The organism is Komagataeibacter europaeus, from assembly GCF_002173515.1.
Lineage (GTDB): Bacteria > Pseudomonadota > Alphaproteobacteria > Acetobacterales > Acetobacteraceae > Komagataeibacter > Komagataeibacter europaeus.
The window spans coordinates 1,985,706-2,005,214 of sequence record NZ_CP021467.1 but is presented as its reverse complement, the minus strand read 5'-3'; the positions used below and the strand labels follow the sequence as shown (position 1 = coordinate 2,005,214).

At 61.9% G+C, this 19,509-nt stretch carries 18 protein-coding genes and 1 tRNA gene; 8 read left to right on the top strand and 11 right to left on the bottom strand.

The annotated features are described in order from the left end of the window. The first annotated feature begins 184 nt into the window (after nucleotides 1–184). Together S101446_RS09245 and S101446_RS09240 are read left to right on the top strand one after the other, a co-directional pair. On the top strand, nucleotides 185–859 hold the full coding sequence (locus S101446_RS09245; RefSeq protein WP_010508101.1) for an ATP-dependent Clp protease proteolytic subunit: 675 nt from the start codon (nucleotides 185–187) through the stop codon (nucleotides 857–859). A gap of 210 nt (nucleotides 860–1,069) precedes the next feature. Next, nucleotides 1,070–2,074, top strand: coding sequence for a ferritin-like domain-containing protein (locus S101446_RS09240; protein ID WP_026018481.1), 1,005 nt, complete (start codon nucleotides 1,070–1,072; stop codon nucleotides 2,072–2,074). Nucleotides 2,075–2,122: 48 nt separating this feature from the next. Here S101446_RS09240 and S101446_RS09235 read toward each other — a convergent pair whose 3' ends face one another. Beyond that, nucleotides 2,123–2,644 carry a hypothetical protein gene (locus tag S101446_RS09235; RefSeq protein WP_048851508.1) on the bottom strand — a complete coding sequence of 174 codons (522 nt, stop codon included), beginning with the start codon at nucleotides 2,642–2,644 and terminating at the stop codon, nucleotides 2,123–2,125. A gap of 251 nt (nucleotides 2,645–2,895) precedes the next feature. On the opposite strand from S101446_RS09235, the gene S101446_RS09230 reads away from it, so the two are divergent. The 6 genes from S101446_RS09230 to S101446_RS09205 all read left to right on the top strand — a co-directional run bounded on the left by S101446_RS09230 (nucleotide 2,896) and on the right by S101446_RS09205 (nucleotide 12,532). Continuing rightward, nucleotides 2,896–3,264, top strand: coding sequence for a hypothetical protein (locus S101446_RS09230; RefSeq protein WP_010508105.1), 369 nt, complete (start codon nucleotides 2,896–2,898; stop codon nucleotides 3,262–3,264). 61 nt (nucleotides 3,265–3,325) lie between these two features. Beyond that, nucleotides 3,326–3,883 carry a cytochrome b gene (locus S101446_RS09225; protein ID WP_010508106.1) on the top strand — a complete coding sequence of 186 codons (558 nt, stop codon included), beginning with the start codon at nucleotides 3,326–3,328 and terminating at the stop codon, nucleotides 3,881–3,883. Nucleotides 3,884–4,391: 508 nt separating this feature from the next. After that, nucleotides 4,392–6,395: a putative bifunctional diguanylate cyclase/phosphodiesterase gene (locus tag S101446_RS09220; RefSeq protein WP_244184136.1), complete on the top strand. Its 2,004-nt coding sequence runs from the start codon at nucleotides 4,392–4,394 to the stop codon at nucleotides 6,393–6,395. Between the two features lie 65 nt (nucleotides 6,396–6,460). Continuing rightward, nucleotides 6,461–8,695, top strand: coding sequence for an EAL domain-containing protein (locus tag S101446_RS09215; RefSeq protein ID WP_019085020.1), 2,235 nt, complete (start codon nucleotides 6,461–6,463; stop codon nucleotides 8,693–8,695). A 74-nt stretch (nucleotides 8,696–8,769) separates the two neighbouring features. Continuing rightward, complete coding sequence (locus S101446_RS09210) at nucleotides 8,770–10,992, top strand: sensor domain-containing protein (RefSeq protein WP_019090875.1); 2,223 nt, start codon at nucleotides 8,770–8,772, stop codon at nucleotides 10,990–10,992. 199 nt (nucleotides 10,993–11,191) lie between these two features. Further along, nucleotides 11,192–12,532: a dihydroorotase gene (locus S101446_RS09205; RefSeq protein ID WP_087608213.1), complete on the top strand. Its 1,341-nt coding sequence runs from the start codon at nucleotides 11,192–11,194 to the stop codon at nucleotides 12,530–12,532. Between the two features lie 252 nt (nucleotides 12,533–12,784). Here S101446_RS09205 and S101446_RS09200 read toward each other — a convergent pair. From S101446_RS09200 to S101446_RS09155, 10 genes are all read right to left on the bottom strand, one after another. Then, nucleotides 12,785–12,860 (bottom strand) — tRNA-Phe (locus S101446_RS09200). A 60-nt stretch (nucleotides 12,861–12,920) separates the two neighbouring features. Next, nucleotides 12,921–13,127: a DNA gyrase inhibitor YacG gene (locus S101446_RS09195; protein WP_010508109.1), complete on the bottom strand. Its 207-nt coding sequence runs from the start codon at nucleotides 13,125–13,127 to the stop codon at nucleotides 12,921–12,923. Then, nucleotides 13,120–14,250 carry a ribonuclease E/G gene (locus tag S101446_RS09190; RefSeq protein WP_087608212.1) on the bottom strand — a complete coding sequence of 377 codons (1,131 nt, stop codon included), beginning with the start codon at nucleotides 14,248–14,250 and terminating at the stop codon, nucleotides 13,120–13,122. Before S101446_RS09190 ends, S101446_RS09195 begins: the two co-directional genes overlap by 8 nt. After that, nucleotides 14,235–14,864 (bottom strand): Maf family protein, encoded by a 630-nt coding sequence (locus S101446_RS09185; RefSeq protein WP_167376430.1) that lies wholly within the window; start codon nucleotides 14,862–14,864, stop codon nucleotides 14,235–14,237. Before S101446_RS09185 ends, S101446_RS09190 begins: the two co-directional genes overlap by 16 nt. A gap of 16 nt (nucleotides 14,865–14,880) precedes the next feature. Then, entirely contained in the window at nucleotides 14,881–15,099 is a 219-nt protein-coding gene (gene infA, locus S101446_RS09180; RefSeq protein ID WP_010508114.1) for a translation initiation factor IF-1, read from the bottom strand. Between the two features lie 97 nt (nucleotides 15,100–15,196). Further along, nucleotides 15,197–16,501, bottom strand: a complete 1,305-nt coding sequence (gene hisD, locus S101446_RS09175; protein WP_087608210.1) for a histidinol dehydrogenase — start codon at nucleotides 16,499–16,501, stop codon at nucleotides 15,197–15,199. After that, nucleotides 16,498–17,298, bottom strand: coding sequence for an ATP phosphoribosyltransferase (gene hisG / locus S101446_RS09170; RefSeq protein WP_087608209.1), 801 nt, complete (start codon nucleotides 17,296–17,298; stop codon nucleotides 16,498–16,500). Before hisG ends, hisD begins: the two co-directional genes overlap by 4 nt. A 40-nt stretch (nucleotides 17,299–17,338) precedes the next feature. Beyond that, nucleotides 17,339–18,601: a UDP-N-acetylglucosamine 1-carboxyvinyltransferase gene (gene murA / locus S101446_RS09165; protein WP_019090881.1), complete on the bottom strand. Its 1,263-nt coding sequence runs from the start codon at nucleotides 18,599–18,601 to the stop codon at nucleotides 17,339–17,341. A gap of 18 nt (nucleotides 18,602–18,619) precedes the next feature. Next, nucleotides 18,620–19,174: a dCTP deaminase gene (gene dcd / locus S101446_RS09160; protein ID WP_010508118.1), complete on the bottom strand. Its 555-nt coding sequence runs from the start codon at nucleotides 19,172–19,174 to the stop codon at nucleotides 18,620–18,622. 95 nt (nucleotides 19,175–19,269) lie between these two features. Further along, complete coding sequence (locus S101446_RS09155) at nucleotides 19,270–19,461, bottom strand: hypothetical protein (RefSeq protein ID WP_010508119.1); 192 nt, start codon at nucleotides 19,459–19,461, stop codon at nucleotides 19,270–19,272. Nucleotides 19,462–19,509: the final 48 nt, after the last annotated feature.

Sequence of the window (19,509 nt, the reverse complement as noted above, 5' to 3'; positions counted from 1 at the left end):
CTGCACACGACATGACCGGGGCAAACTAGCCTGCAATGCCGATCTTAGCGAGGGGGATCGCGCACCCGGTCCATAACCGGCCGGGTCATTGTGCCCGATTGTCAGGTCGGGACTTGGCACCGGACGCAAGGCGGCGCAGGATAAGGGCATGACCAGGACAGTCCCGGAGAATAGGGAGAACCCGATGAACGGCATGCAGCCGAAACACCGCATCCGCATGGATGAAGAAGATCCCAGGGATCCCGATATCCCCGAGCCCCAGGGCCCGGAAACCGAGGAACCCGACAAGAACCGCACCCTGTCCTCCCCCATCGGGGAACTGGAAAGCCGCCTGTTCGACCAGCGCAAGGTGCTGGTGTTCGGTCCGATCAATGACAAGATCGCCCGTGACGTGACCGGCCGCCTGCTGGCGCTGGCCGGTGCGTCGGACAAGCCGATCGATGTTTACGTGAACTCCCCCGGTGGTCATGTGGAAAGTGGCGACACCATCCATGACATGATCCGCTTTGTCGATTCGGTGGCGCCCATCAACATGATCGGCACCGGCTGGGTCGCGTCCGCCGGCGCGCTGATCTTTGCCGCGGGAAACAGGGAACGGCGCTACTGCCTGCCCAACACGCGTTTCCTGCTGCACCAGCCCATGGGCGGCGTGCGTGGTCCCGCGACCGATATCGATATCGAGGCGCGTGAGATCATCAAGATGCGTGAACGCCTGAACCGCCTCTTCGCGCGCGAAACCGGGCAGCCTTATGAAAAGGTGTGCAAGGACACGGACCGCAATTACTGGATGTCCGCCTCCGAAGCGATCGATTACGGGCTGGTGACGCGCGTGATCGACAAAATCTCTGACCTGCATTGATTTAAGGCAAGGCGGACCGCTTGGCGGGTCCATAATGCTGTTGTCGCGTTGTGCGGGGGGTGCTTCGGCATTCCCCGCAAATTCCAGATAACAGTTCTGCACTTACTGGTTGGTGTGATATGGACCGCAGCCACCAGGGTGTCAGCTGTTGGGATGAATGCCACATCGGCCGGCGTATCCACGCGACACCGTTCCGAGCAGCGAGCCGACATGACGAAATCACTTTCCGACATCTACACCACTCTGCCCGAAGCCCGTGACCCGGGGGCCGCGACCCCTGATGCCGTGGCGAAGGCTGATTTCAATGCCCGCCACTGGTCCAGCCCGGTGCCGGGACCGCTCACGCCCGGATCGGCGGAGCACAAGCAGGCCGTGGCGGAGATGTTCCGCGATACCTTCAATCCCTACAAGCCGTCGGTCATCGAATGGCCAAAGCTGGACCGGGAAACGCTGGAACGCGTGACCTCCCTGCCGATCTGGGACATCGCCGTCCAGACCGAAGGCAAGGCCCGCCTGCGCATGGCAGCCTATGCCCGCCTGATTGACGACCCGGACATGAAGGACGCCCTGTCACGCAACGCGTGGGAGGAAAACCGCCACAAGGAAGTCCTGTCCAAGATGGTGGAAGCCTACGGCATTCCGCTGGCGTCCGAGCCCCCCTACATCGAACCGCGTGACGTGGAATGGGCCTATCTGGTCACGGGTTTTTCGGAATGCGTGGACAGCTTCTTCGCATTTGGCCTGTTTGCCATCGCGCAGAAATCCGCCTTCTTCCCGCCTGCGCTGATCGACACGTTCGAACCCGTGATGCAGGAAGAATGCCGCCATATCCTGCTGTTCGCCAACTGGCTGGCGTGGCACCGCGCCACCATGCCGCTGTGGAAGCGCCCGTGGTTCGAGATGCGCGTGATCGGGGTCTGGCTGTTCCTGCTGTATGAACGGCTGGGCATGGTCACGACGTTTGACGCCGAAGGCAACAGGCACGAGCAGGACAACAACTTCACCGTGAATGGCACGAAGGATGTCGCCAATGTCGATGTGCCGCTGCGCGACATGATTGACATCTGCCTGATCGAGAACGAACGCCGTTTCTCGGGCTATGACCCGCGTCTGCTGCGGCCGAAGCTTGCGCCCAACCTTGCGCGTTTCATCCGCTTCTTCCTGCCGCGCACGCCCAATTCCGCCAGTCTGGAAAGCCAGCCCGGCGCGGCGTAACCGACCGGTCCCCACCCGCCCGCAAACCGGGCGGGTGGGCACATATCGTCAGCCCAGGGTGGGGCCGACATTCCCCGCGCCGAAATCAAGCTGGCCCAGATAGGCCACGCGGGTTGCGGCGACAATATCGCCAATCCGGCCCCCCTCGATCCGGGCATAGGCGTAGACCTTGCTTTCCTCCTCATCGGAGGAACCGATTGCAAGGCCCGCGAACTGCGCGCCGGCCTCATCCCTGAGCTGCCACACGTCACCCCGCACGACCGCGTCGTATTTGTAGCGGAAGCCGGGGACGATCTTTGTCAGCAGCAGTGGCATGACTTCCGTGACATCCAGCGCCGTGCGCACGAAGGCGGTGCAGGCTTCGTCCGGCACGAAATAGCCCTTGGCCGCCGCCGTCATCATGATCAGGCCGGACGTTGTCCCGCCCTTCGCGACAACGCGGCTGCGAATGACGATCTTCTGGTCATCGCGTGAGACCTCGGATGCAAGCATCACGGTGCCCACCGGCGCCGCCAGCAGGTCGGGTACGACGGTCATCTGGGTCAGGGGAAGGGTGGCGAGCGTGGTCATCTCTCATTCTCCAGCAGGCAATGTGTCGGTAACGCCATGGGCGGGTCGTGTATGGCGTTACGTTTCATGACAACCATACGCCCGTTCACGTGTTTTAGGATACATGGCACACGCGCGTCATATGCGTGGCAGAAATGTCCCGATCAGGCCGTATGCGCAATACTATTGGCGCGGCGGGGCATATGCCCCATGTAAACAGCTTGAACGCCATGCAGACCGATTGCGTGACGCATAACAGGAGGAAAAGCCGGATGTCGGGTTACATAAGGAAGGGTCTGGCGGCCCTGACGGTAGGGGTGATGGTGGCGGCCGGTCATGGCGGTGTCGCGCACGCACGCAGCCATTCCGGCGGCAACAGCGCTGGCAGCTATACACCCGGTGAATCGGAAGCAAATGATGCATCGGCCGGAATAACGGGCGACTACAGCGCGCCGGAAACCGGTTCGGGCGGTGGCGTTCCGCAGTTCCATAATGATGGCGCGGAATCCGACCAGATGACAGGTTCCATGATGATGCCCGGCACCGCATCAAGCAGCGAAGCCCCCGGCATGACCGATGGCAGCTATTCCAACATGCATATCGGCGGGGAAGACAGTTCGATGCTTCCCGGCGTTGACTGATACGCCCGTCATGGCTCCTGACGTCTTTTCTGTGGCTACCAGGCCAGGTTAGGTGATCGGTATGGCAGCATATTCATCCGTCACGTCACATATGCCCCGGCGGTATAGCTGGGAAACCCGCTGGCTGCACTGGATTACCGCCGTACTGGTGGTGGAGCAGTTCGTGGTGGGACAGGTGGCCTGGCACCTGATGGACCGCACCGCCCCCATGCGGGCGTTTCTGGCGGTGACCCATACGTCCCTGGGTGTGCTGCTGGCGGCTGTGTTCATCACCCGCATGGCATGGGCGTTTACAGGGGGACGGGCAATCCGTTTCCCTGTTGTAACATTTCAGGACCGTGTCGCGCGCAGCATACACCGCCTGCTTTATCTGCTGCTGGGCGGGGAAATCGTGTTCGGTTACATGGCGCGCTGGACAACGGGGCGGCCCGTGATCGCATTTGGTGTTCCGATCAATTCGCCCTTTCCGGCATTGATGGGCGGAACACATTCGTTTTTTTCATCATTACATCACTGGAATGCATGGTTACTGTTCTGCCTGGCGTGCTTTCATGCCGGTGCGGGCTTTTATCATCTGCTGGGTATCCGGGATCAGGTTTTTCAACGCATGCTGCCCTGATGGTGGCATGCGGGATCTGACGGGGTGCTGTCGTTGGCAGTTATGGCAGTAACAAACTGAAACAGCGTTCAGGATAGGTATAATTTAGGAATTTAAACCTATTATCGTATGTTTATCTGCTGTTTGTCTGCTATTTCCTCATGAATATTGGTGTAGTGTTCTATCGCGCATGGTGTAGAACCCCACACGGACGGATACAGGATTTCCGCGGGATATTTGTTGTTGCATTTTCTGTGGATCTTTACTAACATCCGGTTAATCACAATAAATACATAAAATAAATATCTCATACTTTGTTAAATGCCCCTGTTGTAGGCGTTTGATACTGCCTGGTTTTTCGTATTACCCAATGTGGTGACGGATTTTACCCGAAATCTGATGATGGCTGGATGGTATTGATCGTTCAAAAATGGAATCAATGAACAACCATATCTATGAACTTAGGGTTTATAATCCCTTTCTGCTATCTGGTGCATTGATCGTTTGTGTACTGGGTGCGTGGATTACCATGCGACTGGTCGCCCGTGTGTCCGAAACGCGTGGCAGGCAGCGTGTTGGCTGGTGTTTCCTGACCGCCATGGCGGGCGCCAGTTTTGTCTGGTGCACGCATTTCGCGGCCATGCTGGCCTATCATGCCGGTGCCGACGTGCATCTCGACCCGCTGCTCACCTTCCTGTCCCTGCTGGCCATGTTCGTGGCCATGCCTTTTGCGGTCATGGCGGCGGTCAGGCTGTACGGACGCGGTGGCTGCATGCTGGGGGGGATCATACTCGGTCTTGGTATCGCCAGCATGCATTACATCGGCATGGCGGCGTACCAGATTGATGCGCCCGTGGCCTGGAACATGCCGCTGGCGATCGTGTCCGTCCTGATCGGCATCGGCCTGTCCGCCGCGGCCCTGTGCCTGGCGTTGCGCCCGGCCAGCCTGCGGCATGAGATCGAAATGACGCTGGCCATGGTGGGTGCGGTGGCTGGGCTGCATTTTACCGGCATGGCGGCCATGCATATCAACATGCACCCGCATATGCAGGCGCTGCATGACAGTGAACAGTTCCAGGCTATCGGCTTTGCGGTCATTGCCGGTTCGATGCTGACGATCGTCGCCGGTATCGCCTGTTTTGTCATTGATGGCAGCGTGCGGCAGGAATCGTATGACGAACTGCACCGCATGGCCATGTCCGATGCGTTGACCGGCCTGCCCAACCGCATAAGCTTCAATGAACGCCTGAACCAGGAAGTCGCAATGGCCGACCAGAAGGGCGAACAGTTCGCGGTTATCGGCATCGACCTGAACAAATTCAAGGAAATCAACGATACGCGGGGCCATGCCGCAGGTGATGTCGTGCTGACCACGTTGGCTGAACGTTTCAGCGCGCTGCTGGGTCAGGGTGAATTCGTGGCCCGTCTGGGGGGTGACGAATTCATCGCCATCCACCGCACGTCGGATCAGGCGGAACTGCATGATTTCGTAAACCGTATCCAGCAGGCGCTGAACCGGCCCATTCCCATTGATGACTACATGGTCACCAGTGGCGGCAGCATCGGGGTTGCGGTCTATCCCGTTGACGCGACCGACAGTGAAACCCTGATTTCACGCGCCGACCTTGCCATGTATCGCGCCAAGACCGACCTGCAGCATACGATCTGGTATTATGAAAGTTCGCTGGACCAGAACGTGCGCGAACGCCGCGCGATGGGTGATGACCTGCGTGCCGCCATGGCCAACAACCAGCTTTCGCTGTTTTTCCAGGTGCAGACTGTCGTCGCGACTGGCGCGGTTTCGGGATATGAAGCCCTGCTGCGGTGGGACCATCCGGTACGTGGCAGCGTGCCCCCCGCGGAAATCCTCGACCTTGCCTATGAAAACGGCCTGATCATCGAACTGGGTGAATGGGTGCTGGACCAGGCATGCCAGATTGCGGCGGGCTGGGACGGGAATATCCGTGTCGCGGTCAACATGTCCGCGTCGCAGTTCTTGCTGCCGCGCTTTGCCGATACGGTGCAGGCTGCCCTGGCACGCAGTGGCCTGCCTGCGGACCGCCTTGTCATCGAGATTACCGAGGCCACGATACAGCGTGACCGCCCGCGTGCGCTGGCCATGGCCCGCAAGGTGCATGCGCTTGGGGTCAGGCTTGCGCTGGATGAGTTCGGTGGCCCGAAATCGGTCCTGTCCATGCTGCGCGAATTCCCCTTTGACAAGATCAAGATCGACCGCACCCTCATGCAGCAGGTGGGTACGGACCCGGTCATGACCGAACTGGTTCGCTCCGTCATGATCATGGGCCATGCGCTGCGTGTCTCGGTCCTGGCACAGGGGATCGAGACGCCGGGCCAGCTTGCGCTGCTTTCATCCGAGGGATGTGACGAAGGGCAGGGCTACCTGCTTGGCCGTCCCGCCCATGTCCCCATGGCGGCACACGCCCCGGCGCCCGGCGCCCCCACCATGCCACAGACGTTTGCCGCGACGCCCATGCGTGCGGCGTGCGCCCCGTCCTTCAATCCCGCAGCGTGATATCCGCCACAATATCCTCAATGAAACAGTGTGAGAAAGTAATGAACCCCCACGAAGCGCCTGCCATGACCGATGACCACAAGCCTACCACCAAGCTGGACATGACAGCGGATGTCAGTCTCCAGCTACTGGAGCAGGCAACGGACGGCGTCGTGATCATCAATGAGCGTAACGAGGTCGTGTTCTTCAACCCGGCGGCGGAAAAGCTGTGGGGTTTTACCGAGGAAGAAGTGATCGGCCGCAATGTCAGCTGCCTTGTCCCCTCGGTCTATCGCGCCGATCATGACAGCTATATCTACAAGAACCGCAAGACGGGCGTGAACCGCATTGTCGGCACCTCGCGCGAAGTCACGTTCGAGAACAAGGCCGGGGACTACATTTCGGGCGAGATGTCGATCTCGACCGCGCTGCTGGGCCCGGAAAAGAAGCGCTACTACATGGCTTTCATGAAGGGTGTTACGGAGGAAAGCCACCGCCGCAAGCTGCTGGACCTGCAGAATACGGTGTTCCAGGCCATTTCCAACGACATGCAGGTGGAGGACGTGGCCGACCTCGTCTGCCGTGAAGTGGAAAGCTTCGTCCCCAACACGGTGTCCGCCATCATCCTGCTGGATGAAAACAACCGCCTGAGCATCCTGTCCGGTCCCGGCCTGCCGCGTCGTTATGCCGCGGCCCTTGAAAACATGGTCCTGACCGAAGGGGACCTTGCCGCCCTGGGCAACGACCTGTCCGAAGCCAACAGCATCGTATGGGACAGCTATCGTTCGCTGGGGATCTCGCTGGGGCTGCATAACTGCTGGGCTTCGGCCATCAAGTCGCGCAACGGGCGGATTTCGGGTATTTTCGCGCTGTATTCGCGCAATCAGTACAAGCTGAGCGACTGGCCGCAGAAGATCGTCACCGGCTGCGTGCCATTCTGTAGCGTCGTGATCGAGAATTATGAGGCCCAGCAGCATATCTCCCAGCTTGCCAACCATGATTCCCTGACCGGGTTCCTGAACCGGACCGCCATTCACAAGGTCATCAAGTCGATGATCGACCGGCCGGGTGACAATCAGTTCGCGGTCTTCATGATCGACGTGGACCGCTTCCGCGACATCAATGACACCCTTGGCCACCAGAATGGCGATTCCTTCCTCAAGGCGATTGCCGAACGGCTGAAGGGCATGTCACGCAGCAACTATATCCTCAGCCGTTCGGGCGGGGATGAGTTCGTCATCGTCATGCCCGACAGTGACGAGGAAAAGGCATCGGCCTTTGCCGAAGGCCTGATCAAGGCCATGCAGGAACCCATCGAGATCGCGGGCAACCTGCTGGTCGTGTCGCTTGGCATCGGGATCAGTGTCTTTCCTGAAAACGGGCCGGATGGTGAATCCCTGCTGGGTCATGCCGAAATCGCCATGCGCCGGTGCAAGAAGGAAGCGCGCGGCGGCTTCTGTGTTTCCAGCACGGCGGATAACCGCGCGGCACAGGACCGGCTGCTGCTGGGTTCGGCGCTGCGTGAATCGCTGGCCAAGGGCATGCTCAACCTGCATTACCAGCCGCAGGTCGATATCAAGACGGGCAAGCTGTATGGCGTGGAAGCCCTGTCGCGGTGGAAGCATCCGACTCTGGGCAATATCTATCCTTCCCGCTTCATCGCGGTGGCGGAAGATACCGGGCAGATCGAGACGATCGGCACATGGTCGCTGGAAGAGGCGACGCGCCAGATCATCGACTGGGAACGTCAGGGGCTGCATGTCCCCACGGTTTCGGTCAACCTGTCGGCGGCACATTTCCGCAACCGGGGCCTGCCGGCGCTGATCGAGCGTATCCTCAAGGAACGCAAGCTCTCGCCTGAGCGTCTGTGTGTCGAAATCACGGAAAGCGTCATGATGGATGAAAACGAGGACACGATGGAGGGGCTGGCCGCCATCCGTAACCTTGGTGTCGGGCTGTCGATGGATGATTTCGGCACGGGCTATTCGTCGCTCTCAAGGCTGACGCGCCTGCCGCTGACGGAAATCAAGATCGACCGCAGCTTCATCATGAACCTTGAACACGATCCCAATGCGCAGGCCGTGACCACGGCGGTGATCGGGATCGGCAATCGCCTGAACATGACCGTCGTGACCGAAGGGGTCGAGACGGAAGCGCAGCTCAAGCTGCTGCGGGGGCTGAACTGTGATGTCGTGCAGGGTTACCTGTTCGCCCGTCCCATGGCGCCCGAAGACCTGCTGAAATGGGCGGAAGGGCCCGACATGGCGCGTGTGTCCGGCATGGCGTGTGAAGTCCTGCATGAGGGCGAACAGAAAAAATAGGTCCCGGGCAGTCCATGACCGCCCATCCGTCCTGGTGCCTGCCTGGAAACAGGCATTTATAATTTTGGATTACCATGAAAACCGAGAACCCCAAGCCGTCCCCAGCTGTCGAGACCATTCCGGACATCAGCTTTGAACTGCTGAATCAGGCCCGTGACGGGATGGTCATAATCGATGACCAGAACATGATCCTGTATGCCAACCCGGCGGCGGAAACGCTGTGGGGATATGATCCCGGCACGCTGGTGGGCAGGCCTGTGGGCGAACTTCTGGCCGCATCGGTCGGAAACGACGGCAGCCTGTCGTTCGCCGAGGAGACACCGGCGCTGGAACCGGTCGCGGGCGAGGTCACGTTTGAAAACCGCAGCGGGAATTACATTTCCGCCGAGGTAAGCCTGACGGCGGCACGGCTGGGGAAGGGTGGGCGCACCTATCGCCTGATGATGGTGCATGGCATTACCGGCGCGGGCCATCGCAGCCGGGTGATGGAACTGCAAAACACGGTTTTCCGCTCCCTCTCCAGCGAAATCCAGATCCAGGACGTGGCCGACATGGTCTGCCGCGAGGTGGAGGTGCTGGTTCCCAACACCGTCGCCGTGCTGATCCAGCTTGATGAGCAGAACCGCCTGCGCATCCTGTCCGGTCCCGGCATGCCGCGCCGGCTTGCCGCAGCCCTGGAGGAAATGCGCCTGACGGATGCGGATATCGCAGCCCTGGCCAACGATCTGGGTGAGGCGACCACCATTGTATGGGACAGCTACCGTTCCGTCGGGATTTCGCTTGGGCTGCACCATTGCTGGGCGTCAGCCATCCGTACCCGCAACGGGCGGATCATAGGCATTTTCGCGCTGTATTCGCGTTCCGAGCGTAACCGCAGCGAATGGCCATCCCATATCGTCAGCAGTTGCGTGCCGTTCTGTGGCGTGCTGATCGAACAGCATGAGGCGCGCCGGCATATCTCGCAGCTGTCGAACTATGACCCGCTGACCGGTTTCCTGAACCGTACGGCGGTGCATAAGGTGATCCGGTCCATGATTGGCCAGCCGGGTGACAACCACTTCGCATTGTACATGATCGATATCGACCGCTTCCGCGATATCAATGATGCGCTGGGCCATATCAATGGCGATGGGTTCCTGAAGTCCGTTTCCGAACGGCTGAAGGGCATTTCACGCAGCAATTACATTCTCAGCCGTTCCGGTTCGAATGAATTCCTGATCATCGTGCCGAATACGAGCCAGGAAGACGCGCTGAAATTTGCCGACAGGCTGCATGAATGCGTCAAGCAGCCGATCGAGATCGGCGGCAACATGATCGTGCCGACCCTGGGCATCGGTATCAGCCTGTTCCCCGAAAACGGGCCGGATGGGGAATCCCTGCTCAGCTATGCCGAACAGGCGATGCGCCATGCCAAGCGTTCGGGCCTGGGCATGACCCACCTTGCGCGTTCGGAAGACAACAAGGCGGCGCAGGACCGGCTGCTGCTGGGTTCGGCGCTGCGTGAATCACTGGCGCAGGGCCTGCTCAACCTGCATTACCAGCCCCAGATCGATGTGCGGAACAACACGCTGTATGGCGTGGAAGCGCTGTCGCGGTGGAATCATCCGACACTGGGCAACATCTACCCCTCGCGCTTCATTGCCGTGGCCGAGGAAACCGGACAGATCGAAGCCATTGGCACATGGTCGCTGGAACGCGCGGTGCAGCAGATCCTGGAATGGGATGCGCATGGCATTTACGTGCCGACGGTGGCGGTCAATCTGTCGGCGGGGCATTTCCGTAACCGCAACCTGCCCGGTTTCATCGCCCGCCTGCTGAGTGACAGCAAGCTGGAGCCGCATCGCCTGACGGTCGAAATTACCGAAAGCGTCATGATGACGGAAAACGAGGATACGAACATGGTCCTGCAGGCCATCCGTAATCTTGGCGTCGCCCTGTCGATGGATGATTTCGGCACGGGGTATTCGTCCCTGTCGCGGCTGACGCGCCTGCCGCTGACGGAAATCAAGATCGACCGCAGTTTCATCATGAATCTGGAACACGACGCCAATGCACAGGCCGTGACCACGGCGGTGATCGGGATTGGCGGACGGCTGGGCATGACGGTAGTGACCGAAGGGGTCGAGACCGTGCGCCAGCTTGACCTGCTGTGCCGGCTTGGCTGTGATGTGGTGCAGGGCTACCTGTTCGCCCGCCCCATGGCGCCACAGAAGCTGGAGGAATGGATCAGGGATGGCGGCCTGCAGGCCGTCCTGAAGCAGGCGGAGGAAGAACGCGCCGCCTCTTCCGCCAGCTGACGCTCTTCTCCCGTCATATCATCAGTGTGACTGTGACACCCCGGCCTGCAAGGGCCGGGGTGTTTCGTTATGGGGATGGTTTGCATGCTACCGGGCGCGTGCCATACATCGGGTCAGGACGTGGCGGGCACAGGCGTGGCCCGGCGCGTATTTCCCGCCCGCGCCGCCGACCTGCGGGCAATGGCCACAGGATAGTCCCATGACCTTACCCGTTTTTGATCTTTGTCTGAAAAATGGCAGCGTTGTCCTGCCAGATGCCACCGTCGTGACCGATGTGTACGTGCGTGACGGGCGGATTGCCCGGATCGGGGGGCAGGGGGATGCCGGTCGCGTCATTGACTGTACCGGCCTGACGATCCTGCCCGGCGTGATCGATACGCAGGTCCATTTCCGTGAACCGGGCCTGACCGGGGCGGAGGACCTGGCGACCGGCAGCATGGCCGCCGTAATGGGTGGCGTGACTGCCGTGTTCGAAATGCCCAATACCAAGCCCGCCACCGACCGGCCCGAAGCCGTTCTGGACAAGCTGGAACGCGCGCGCGGGCGCATGTGGTGCGACCATGCCTTCTATGTGGGCGCCACCACGGACAATGCCGACCGGTGCGGTGAACTGGAAATGTTGCCTGGCACGGCGGGGATCAAGATTTTCATGGGGTCTTCCACAGGCAGCCTGCTGGTGTCCGATGACGCGGTGCTGGAACGGGTGCTGCGTTCGGGCCGCCGCCGTGTCGCCATCCATGCCGAAGACGAGACGCGCCTGCATGAACGCCTGTCCGAACGCAAGGCCGGTGATCCGTCCAGTCACCCTGTCTGGCGTGATGAGGAAACGGCCCTGCGCGCGACACGGCGCATCGTGCGCTTGGCGCGGCGTACGGGGCGTCGCATCCATGTGCTGCACATCACGACGCCCGCGGAACTGGAATTCCTGTCTGGTCACAAGGATATCGCCAGTTGCGAGGTCACGCCCCAGCACCTGACGCTGGCGGGTGAGGAAGCCTATGCCGAACTGGGAACGCTGGCGCAGATGAACCCGCCCATCCGTGGCCGCAAATGGCGTGATGGCTTGTGGTACTGGATGGGGCAGGGCGTGCCCGACATCATTGGTTCCGACCACGCCCCCCATACGCTGGAAGCCAAGCAGCGCAGCTATCCGGAAACCCCTTCTGGCATGCCCGGCGTGCAGACGCTGCTGCCGCTCATGCTGGACCATGTGGCGCATGGCCGCCTGTCGCTGCGCCGGGTGGTGGATATGACATCGGCCGGGCCGCAGCGTCTGTTCGGGCTGGTGCGCAAGGGGCGCATTGCTGTGGGGTATGATGCCGACTTCTCGGTGGTTGACCTGGCCGCGCGCTGGACGGTGCAGCAGGAATGGCTGGCCTCCAAATGTGGTTGGTCGCCGTTTGTCGGTCGCGAACTGACGGGACGTCCTGTCGGTACAATCATTCGTGGGAATGTCGCCATGTGGGAAGGCCAGCTTGCCCCCACGGCCCAGGGCGCGCCGCTGCTGTTCGAGGCCACGGACCGCCCGCAATCCGCCTGAAAGAGGCTACAGACAGAAAAACAGTAAAAGTTTCTGGATGCCGCCTTTTTTCAGAAAGGCGGTATTCTTCTGAAACTTTTTGAAAAAAGCTTCATCAAGAACGTCTTCATTGATCCGTGGGATTTGACCGGTCGGACTTCTGAAGTGCGCTTTGAGCGGAAACATGCCCTGCCTGCAGGGCTGATGACACGCCAAATCAGCCAAACCCGATGGCTTGAATTACATGACTGACTGTTTTTTCAGGAAATCAAATGGTGCCCAAGGGCGGGATCGAACCACCGACACTGCGATTTTCAGTCGCATGCTCTACCAACTGAGCTACTTGGGCACCGGGCCGTCTGTCCGGCTATGTCAGGCAGTCAGGACCGCCGTGACGTTGGACAAGCGTTTAACCTACCTCATCATCGGGATCAACCCGTCTTGTGTATTTTTCATCCTCTGCGGATGGAATCTCTGCCGACGGTACGCGGTACTGGCCGGAAAACCAGCGGCCCAGGTCAACATCCGCGCAGCGGCGTGAACAGAATGGCCGGTATTGCGGCTGTGCCGGCTGGCCGCAGATGGGGCAGGGGGGAAGGGTGGATGGTTCAGCCATGATCGAATCTCCAGCCATTGGCGGGCAGGCCCTGATCCATGACAGGCTGAAGCACGCGGCCCGTCAGGCGCATGAAATCCTCCATCCAGCCCGGATGGTCCTGCAACAGCGCCATGATGCCATAACCGCACCCCAGCATGACAGGCCGACCATCAGGCGGCATGCCACGATAGGCCTGCATCTGCCCGCGCAGCGCACGCAGCAGACGCCCTTCGCGCGACTGGAACAGTTCATGCAGCGGTGGATGCACCCGCGGACGGACAATTTCCGCCAGCCCCAGCGCCGTAAAGCCCAGGAAGCGTGGACGCAGCGGGTCGTTCTTCAGTAACGCCTCGACCGTTTCCGACAGCGCACGACGCTTGCGTATGGCAAGTCCGGCAACATCGACAATGATCGCCCCGGACAGGTTGCGTAGCCGCAACTGGCGCAACAGGTCAGGCAGGGCATCGCGGTTGGCGGCAAACTGTGCCGTCTGCTTGGGGCGGCGGTCCATGCTGGTGGCCCCGCCATCCATGTCGATCGCCACCAGCGCGGGCGTGGGCGTGATGCTGGCCGACATGCCGCCGGGCAGGGATACGACGGGATCTTCCAGCGCATCGGCCTGTGCGCGCAGGTCGCTGTCGAACACACAGTTGACGCGTGTCAGGCGTGAATGGAAGGCAGCGGGCAGCATTACTGCAATGGCAGCGTCATCAATAACAATGGGCGCCAGCGGATAATACCGCGCCAGCCGTTCCAGCGGCGTGGGGCCACGGCGCAGCAGACTGGGGTCCGACCCGCCGGGCAGGTCGGATGGCAGGTTGCGCGCACCCAGCCGCACGCCCTTGCCCCCCTGCGCGCTGCGGGTGACGGTCACAAGGACGGTCTGTCCCTGTGTCAGAGGACCCAGCCCTTCCGAATCCGGCAGGAAACCAGCCTGTTCCAGTCCCGGCAGGGTAATGAACGTGCCGCCAAGTGCCGGGACATGGGCGCTGACGCGCGCGCGATAGATATCGCCCACGCCATCTGCCATGTCAGGCCGCCACACGGCGAAATCCTGCATGACGCCATTGTCCATTACGGCGATGCGGACCTCTCCGGGGCTGCTGCTGGCGCAGATGCGCATGCTCACCGGAGCCAGCATCCCTTCTGCCCGCGCAGCATCTGCGCGGTTTCAAACAGCGGCAGGCCGACAATGCCGGTGTAACTGCCCGACATGAAGCGGACGAATGCCGCCGCATGGCCCTGTATGGCATACCCCCCGGCCTTGCCATTCCAGTCGCCTGCGTCAATCAGCGCATCAATCTGTGCCGCTGTCAGGCGGGAAAACGTGACCGTGCTGGCAACCAGCCTGTTGCACGCACGCCCACCGGACCATGTGGCGGTAGGCCGGATGGCAACGGCGGTAAACACGGTATGACGCCGTCCCGACAGCAGGTTCAGGCAGGTGCGCGCGGTATCCGCATCTTCCGCCTTGGGCAGGATGCGCCGGCCAAGGGCCACGACCGTATCGGCCGCGATGACCAGTGCCGGAATGTCCAGCGCGCCCGCTACGTGTTCGGCCTTTTCCGTCGCCAGACGCTGGGCATGGGGGCGCGGCAGTTCGTCACGCCGGGGCGTTTCATCAATATCGGCTGGATGCACCTGGTCGGGAACCAGCCCGATCTGGCGCAGGAGCGCAAGCCTGCGGGGAGAAGCCGAGGCAAGGACAAGCTGCGCCCCCTTATCCGCCCCGGATGGAGCGGCGTCTGCGGTCATGACCGACAAGGGCGGCTTACTTGAAGCGGAACGTGATGCGACCTTTTGTCAGGTCATAAGGCGTCATTTCCACATTCACGCGGTCACCCGCCAGCACGCGGATACGGTTCTTGCGCATCTTGCCGCTGGTATGGGCCAGGATGGTATGCTCATTGTCCAGTGTCACGCGGAACATGGCATTGGGCAGCAGTTCGGTTACTGTGCCACTGAATTCGATCATGTCTTCTTTAGACATCGTGTCCTTCAATCATCAAAATTGCCGTCATGCTGCGGGCCCGCAGCGCAATACGGTTGGTTTATGTGGGGATACTCACCGCCGGGGTCAAGTTTCCTTATGCGCGGCGATCAAGATCGGCCAGCCGGACCGACACGCTCAGCGCATGTGCGTCAAGGCCTTCGGCCTGTGCCAGGCTGACGGCGGCGGGGCCGATCTTGCGCAGCGACTCGGGCTGGGCCTCGATGAACGTGGTGCGCTTGATAAAGTCGAACACCGACAGCCCGGATGAAAAACGCGCCGTGCGGCTGGTGGGCAGCACGTGGTTGGGACCACCGACATAATCGCCAATGGCCTCGGGGCAGTACCGACCGACAAAGATGGCGCCAGCATGCCGCACGCGGCGGAATGTGGGCGCCGGATCATCGATCATGAGTTCCAGATGTTCAGGCGCGATGGTGTTTACAAGGTCGGCGGCCTCATTCAGGTCACGCACCGTGATGATCGCGCCATGGGCATCCCAGCTGGTGCGGGCGATTTCGGCGCGGGGCAGGGTTTCCAGTTCGGTTGCGACCGCCCGTTCCACCTTCGCCGCCATGTCCGTATCCGGCGTGATCAGGATGGACTGGGCCATGGGGTCATGTTCCGCCTGCGCCAGCAGGTCGAGTGCGATGGCGCGGGGGTCATTGTTGCCATCGGCGATCACCACCACTTCGGACGGACCGGCGATGCTGTCGATTCCCACCGTGCCGAAGACCTGCCGCTTCGCTTCGGCCACATAGGCATTGCCCGGTCCCACCACGCGGTCCACCGGCGCGATGGTGGCCGTGCCATAGGCCATGGCGCCCACCGCCTGCGCCCCGCCCACGCGATAGATCTCGGTAACCCCCGCGCGTCGCGCCGCCGCCAGCACCAGCGGGTTGAGCACCCCATCGGGCGTGGGCACGCACATGGCGATGCGCCCCACCCCCGCAACATGGGCGGGAATGGCGTTCATCAGCACGGAGGACGGATACGCTGCCTTGCCACCCGGCACGTACAGCCCCACCGAATCCAGCGCCGTCCAGCGCATGCCCAGCGTTACCCCGGCGTCATCCACGTAACGCATGTCAGATGGCATCTGCGCCCTGTGGAACGACTCGATCCGCGTGGCGGCGGTTTCCAGCGCGTCCAGCAGTGCGGCCGGAACCTGCGCGCAGGCGGTCTCGACTTCCTGTGGCGTGATCTGCAGGGTTGCGGGGGTGACATCGGCCCGGTCGAAGCGGTTGGTGAATTCGCACAATGCGTCATCGCCGCGCGCGCGCACGGCAGCCAGGATTTCGGTTACAGGGCCGTCCACGCGGGCGGTGTCACTGTCACGGTCAGCCAGCAGGCTGGCGAATCCGGCCCGGAAATCGGGCTGGGCAGTATCAAGGCGCTTCATGCCTGCTGGTCCTTGGCTTGTGCGGCGCTGGAGGCCAGCGCCGTGCGGAAACGGTTGATGATGGCGCCTATGCGCTCGGGCTGGGTTTTCAGCGCCGTGCGGTTCACGATCAGGCGGCTGGTGACATGGGCGATGGTGTGGGTTTCCTCCAGCCCGTTGGCGCGCAGGGTGGACCCCGTATCCACCAGATCCACGATCAGGTGCGACAGGTCCAGAACCGGGGCCAGTTCCATCGCGCCATGCAGATGGACGATGCTGGCGTTGATGCCGCGCGCGGCGAAATGGCGGCGCGTGATGGACGGATACTTGGTCGCCACCCGCACCTGTGACAGGCGGTTGGGGTTGTCTTCCTGCCCGCTGCGGTCCCTGGGCTGGGCAATGGAAATGCGGCAGCCCCCGATCCCCAGGTCAAGCGGGGCATAGATTTCGGGGTAGTCGAATTCCATCAGCACATCAGCGCCGCATATGCCGATCTGCGCGCCGCCAAAGGCGACGAAGGTCGCGACATCGAACGAGCGCACGCGCACCACGTCAATGTTCGGATCATTGGTTTCAAAGCGGAGCAGACGGCTTTTTTCGTCATTGAAATCCGGGCCGGGCACAATGCCCGCCATATGCAGAAGCGGCGCCGCGGCTTTGAGGATACGGCCCTTGGGCAGGGCGAGTATCAGCGGGCTATCCGTTTCCGGAATGGCGGTCTGGGCCGGTGACAGGACGGTCAATGCATTCTCCGACATTGAAGGCTGGGGTTGCGCCGCATGGTGCGGGGCGCCCATGGCGACATGCGCGCATACCACATTCAGCCATCATGCAGGAAGGGCGCTTTTCTGGCAGCAGCTAGTCGGAAACGCGTTCGATATGCGCGCCGCACTGCGCCAGCTTGCGCTCCACCGCCTCATATCCACGGTCAAGGTGATAGACGCGGCTCAGGATCGTCTCCCCATGCGCCGCAAGCCCCGCGATGATGAGCGAGAACGACGCCCGCAGGTCGGTCGCCATGACCGGCGCGCCGGACAGCGAATGCACACCCCGGATAATGGCGGACGACCCGTGCACGTTGATGCGCGCGCCCATGCGGTTGAGTTCGGGGACATGCATGAAGCGGTTTTCGAAAATGGTCTCGGTAACCATCGACGCCCCTTCGGCCACCGACAGCAGCGCCATGAACTGGGCCTGCATGTCGGTGGGAAAGCCGGGGTAGGGTTCGGTCATGATATCGACCCCGCGCAGCGCGCCCGTGCGCTGCACGCGTACGGCCCCTTCTTCCTGCACCATTTCCACGCCCGCTTCCTCCAGCGCGCGCACCACGGCGCCAAGGTGTTCGACCTGACCACCCACCAGCCGCAGTTCGCCGCCGGTAATGGCGGCAGCGCAGGCATAGGTGCCGCATTCGATCCGGTCGGGCATGACGCGGTAACGCGCGCCATGCAGTCCTTCCACGCCGTCAATCACCAGCTTGCCCGTGCCAATGCCGGTAATGCGCGCGCCCATGGCGTTGAGGCAGCCGACAAGATCCCCGATCTCGGGCTCACGCGCGGCGTTGACGATCTCGGTGCGCCCCCTGGCCAATGTGGCGGCCATCAGCAGGTTTTCCGTGGCCCCGACGGATGCGAACGGCAGGATCACCCGTTCCCCCTTCAGGCCATTGGGGGCTTCGGCATGGATGTAGCCGTTTTCCAGCGTGATCTTCGCCCCCAGCGTTTCCAGCGCCTTGAGATGCAGGTCAACCGGGCGCGTGCCGATGGCGCAGCCACCAGGCAGTGAGACGCGGGCTTCGCCGCAACGTGCCAGGAGCGGGCCGAGCACAAGGATCGAGGCCCGCATCTTGGAGACGATGTTGTAGGGGGCTTCGGTATTGGTGATCTCGCCGCCGATCGACAGCGTGCCGCCGTCACCGCTGATGTCCTCGACCGTCAGGCCGTGCTGTTCAAGCAGCCTGCGCATGGTGCGGATGTCGGCAATGCGCGGGACATTGTCCAGCACCAGCTTTTCGGGGGTCAGCAACCCCGCCACCAGCAGCTTGAGGGCGGAATTCTTGGCCCCGCCAATGACGATGTCCCCACGCAGCGGGTGGCCGCCGTGAATGATGAAACGGTCCATGATGTGCGGTTCCTGCCCTTACATGCGCGGCGGGGCGACGCCGACCTGCCCCATGTATTTGCCCTTGCGGTCGGCGTAGCTGACTTCGCAGGGGGATGCCCCCTGGAAGAACAGGAACTGGCAGATCCCCTCATTCGCGTAAATGCGCGCGGGCAGGGGGGTGGTGTTGCTGATCTCGATCGTGACCTGCCCTTCCCATTCCGGCTCCAGCGGGGTCACGTTCACGATGATGCCGCAGCGCGCATAGGTGGATTTGCCCAGGCAGACCACCAGCGTATCGCGCGGTATGCGGAAATATTCGACCGTGTGCGCCAGCACGAAGCTGTGGGGCGGAATGGTGCAGCAGTCGCCCCGGCGGGTGACGAAGCTGTTTTCGGCAAAGTTCTTGGGATCGACCACCGCGTTGTCCACGTCGGTGAAAATCTTGAATTCATTGGCGACGCGCGCATCGTACCCGTACGACGACAGCCCGAAGGAGATCACGCCCTCGCGGCTCTGTTTTTCCACGAAGGGTTCGATCATGCCGTGGTCCGTGGCCATGCGGCGAATCCACGTATCGGGCATTATTGGCATGCTGTCCCTTCCTTCGGCATCAGTGGCGCGGCACGCGGGCAACCCGTCGGCCGTGCGCGACCACTAACGAAGTGACCGTCAGACCGCAACTGCAATCACGCTTCGTTGCGGGACGTGTCGCTGCTGCCGGGGGTGGGCGCATCGGGTGCGGGGGCCGTGCGGGCACGGCTCTGCTGCTTGCGCCGGCGCAGGTTGGCGCGCAGGGCCTCGGCCTCGCGCGCAAGGCGTTCCTGGCGCGCGGCCTCGGCCCGGTCGGTCAGGCGGGGGGTGTCAGGCCGTTCGGTCATGGGGCGTTTTCGCTAGGTGGGACAAGGAATGCCCGCCACCCGTGCGGA

Excerpts from the sequence above, each read along its gene's own strand:
- S101446_RS09205 (WP_087608213.1), top strand. The coding sequence starts at position 11,192 with ATGACCTTACCCGTTTTTGATCTTTGTCTGAAAAATGGCAGCGTTGTC.
- S101446_RS09195 (WP_010508109.1), bottom strand. The coding sequence starts at position 13,127 with ATGGCTGAACCATCCACCCTTCCCCCCTGCCCCATCTGCGGCCAGCCG.
- S101446_RS09225 (WP_010508106.1), top strand. The coding sequence starts at position 3,326 with ATGGCAGCATATTCATCCGTCACGTCACATATGCCCCGGCGGTATAGC.
- S101446_RS09155 (WP_010508119.1), bottom strand. The coding sequence starts at position 19,461 with ATGACCGAACGGCCTGACACCCCCCGCCTGACCGACCGGGCCGAGGCC.
- S101446_RS09230 (WP_010508105.1), top strand. The coding sequence starts at position 2,896 with ATGTCGGGTTACATAAGGAAGGGTCTGGCGGCCCTGACGGTAGGGGTG.
- S101446_RS09235 (WP_048851508.1), bottom strand. The coding sequence starts at position 2,644 with ATGACCACGCTCGCCACCCTTCCCCTGACCCAGATGACCGTCGTACCC.
- murA (WP_019090881.1), bottom strand. The coding sequence starts at position 18,601 with ATGGACCGTTTCATCATTCACGGCGGCCACCCGCTGCGTGGGGACATC.
- S101446_RS09245 (WP_010508101.1), top strand. The coding sequence starts at position 185 with ATGAACGGCATGCAGCCGAAACACCGCATCCGCATGGATGAAGAAGAT.
- infA (WP_010508114.1), bottom strand. The coding sequence starts at position 15,099 with ATGTCTAAAGAAGACATGATCGAATTCAGTGGCACAGTAACCGAACTG.
- S101446_RS09210 (WP_019090875.1), top strand. The coding sequence starts at position 8,770 with ATGAAAACCGAGAACCCCAAGCCGTCCCCAGCTGTCGAGACCATTCCG.
- hisD (WP_087608210.1), bottom strand. The coding sequence starts at position 16,501 with ATGAAGCGCCTTGATACTGCCCAGCCCGATTTCCGGGCCGGATTCGCC.
- S101446_RS09240 (WP_026018481.1), top strand. The coding sequence starts at position 1,070 with ATGACGAAATCACTTTCCGACATCTACACCACTCTGCCCGAAGCCCGT.
- S101446_RS09185 (WP_167376430.1), bottom strand. The coding sequence starts at position 14,864 with ATGACCGCAGACGCCGCTCCATCCGGGGCGGATAAGGGGGCGCAGCTT.
- S101446_RS09215 (WP_019085020.1), top strand. The coding sequence starts at position 6,461 with ATGACCGATGACCACAAGCCTACCACCAAGCTGGACATGACAGCGGAT.
- dcd (WP_010508118.1), bottom strand. The coding sequence starts at position 19,174 with ATGCCAATAATGCCCGATACGTGGATTCGCCGCATGGCCACGGACCAC.
- S101446_RS09220 (WP_244184136.1), top strand. The coding sequence starts at position 4,392 with ATGCGACTGGTCGCCCGTGTGTCCGAAACGCGTGGCAGGCAGCGTGTT.
- S101446_RS09190 (WP_087608212.1), bottom strand. The coding sequence starts at position 14,250 with ATGCTGGCTCCGGTGAGCATGCGCATCTGCGCCAGCAGCAGCCCCGGA.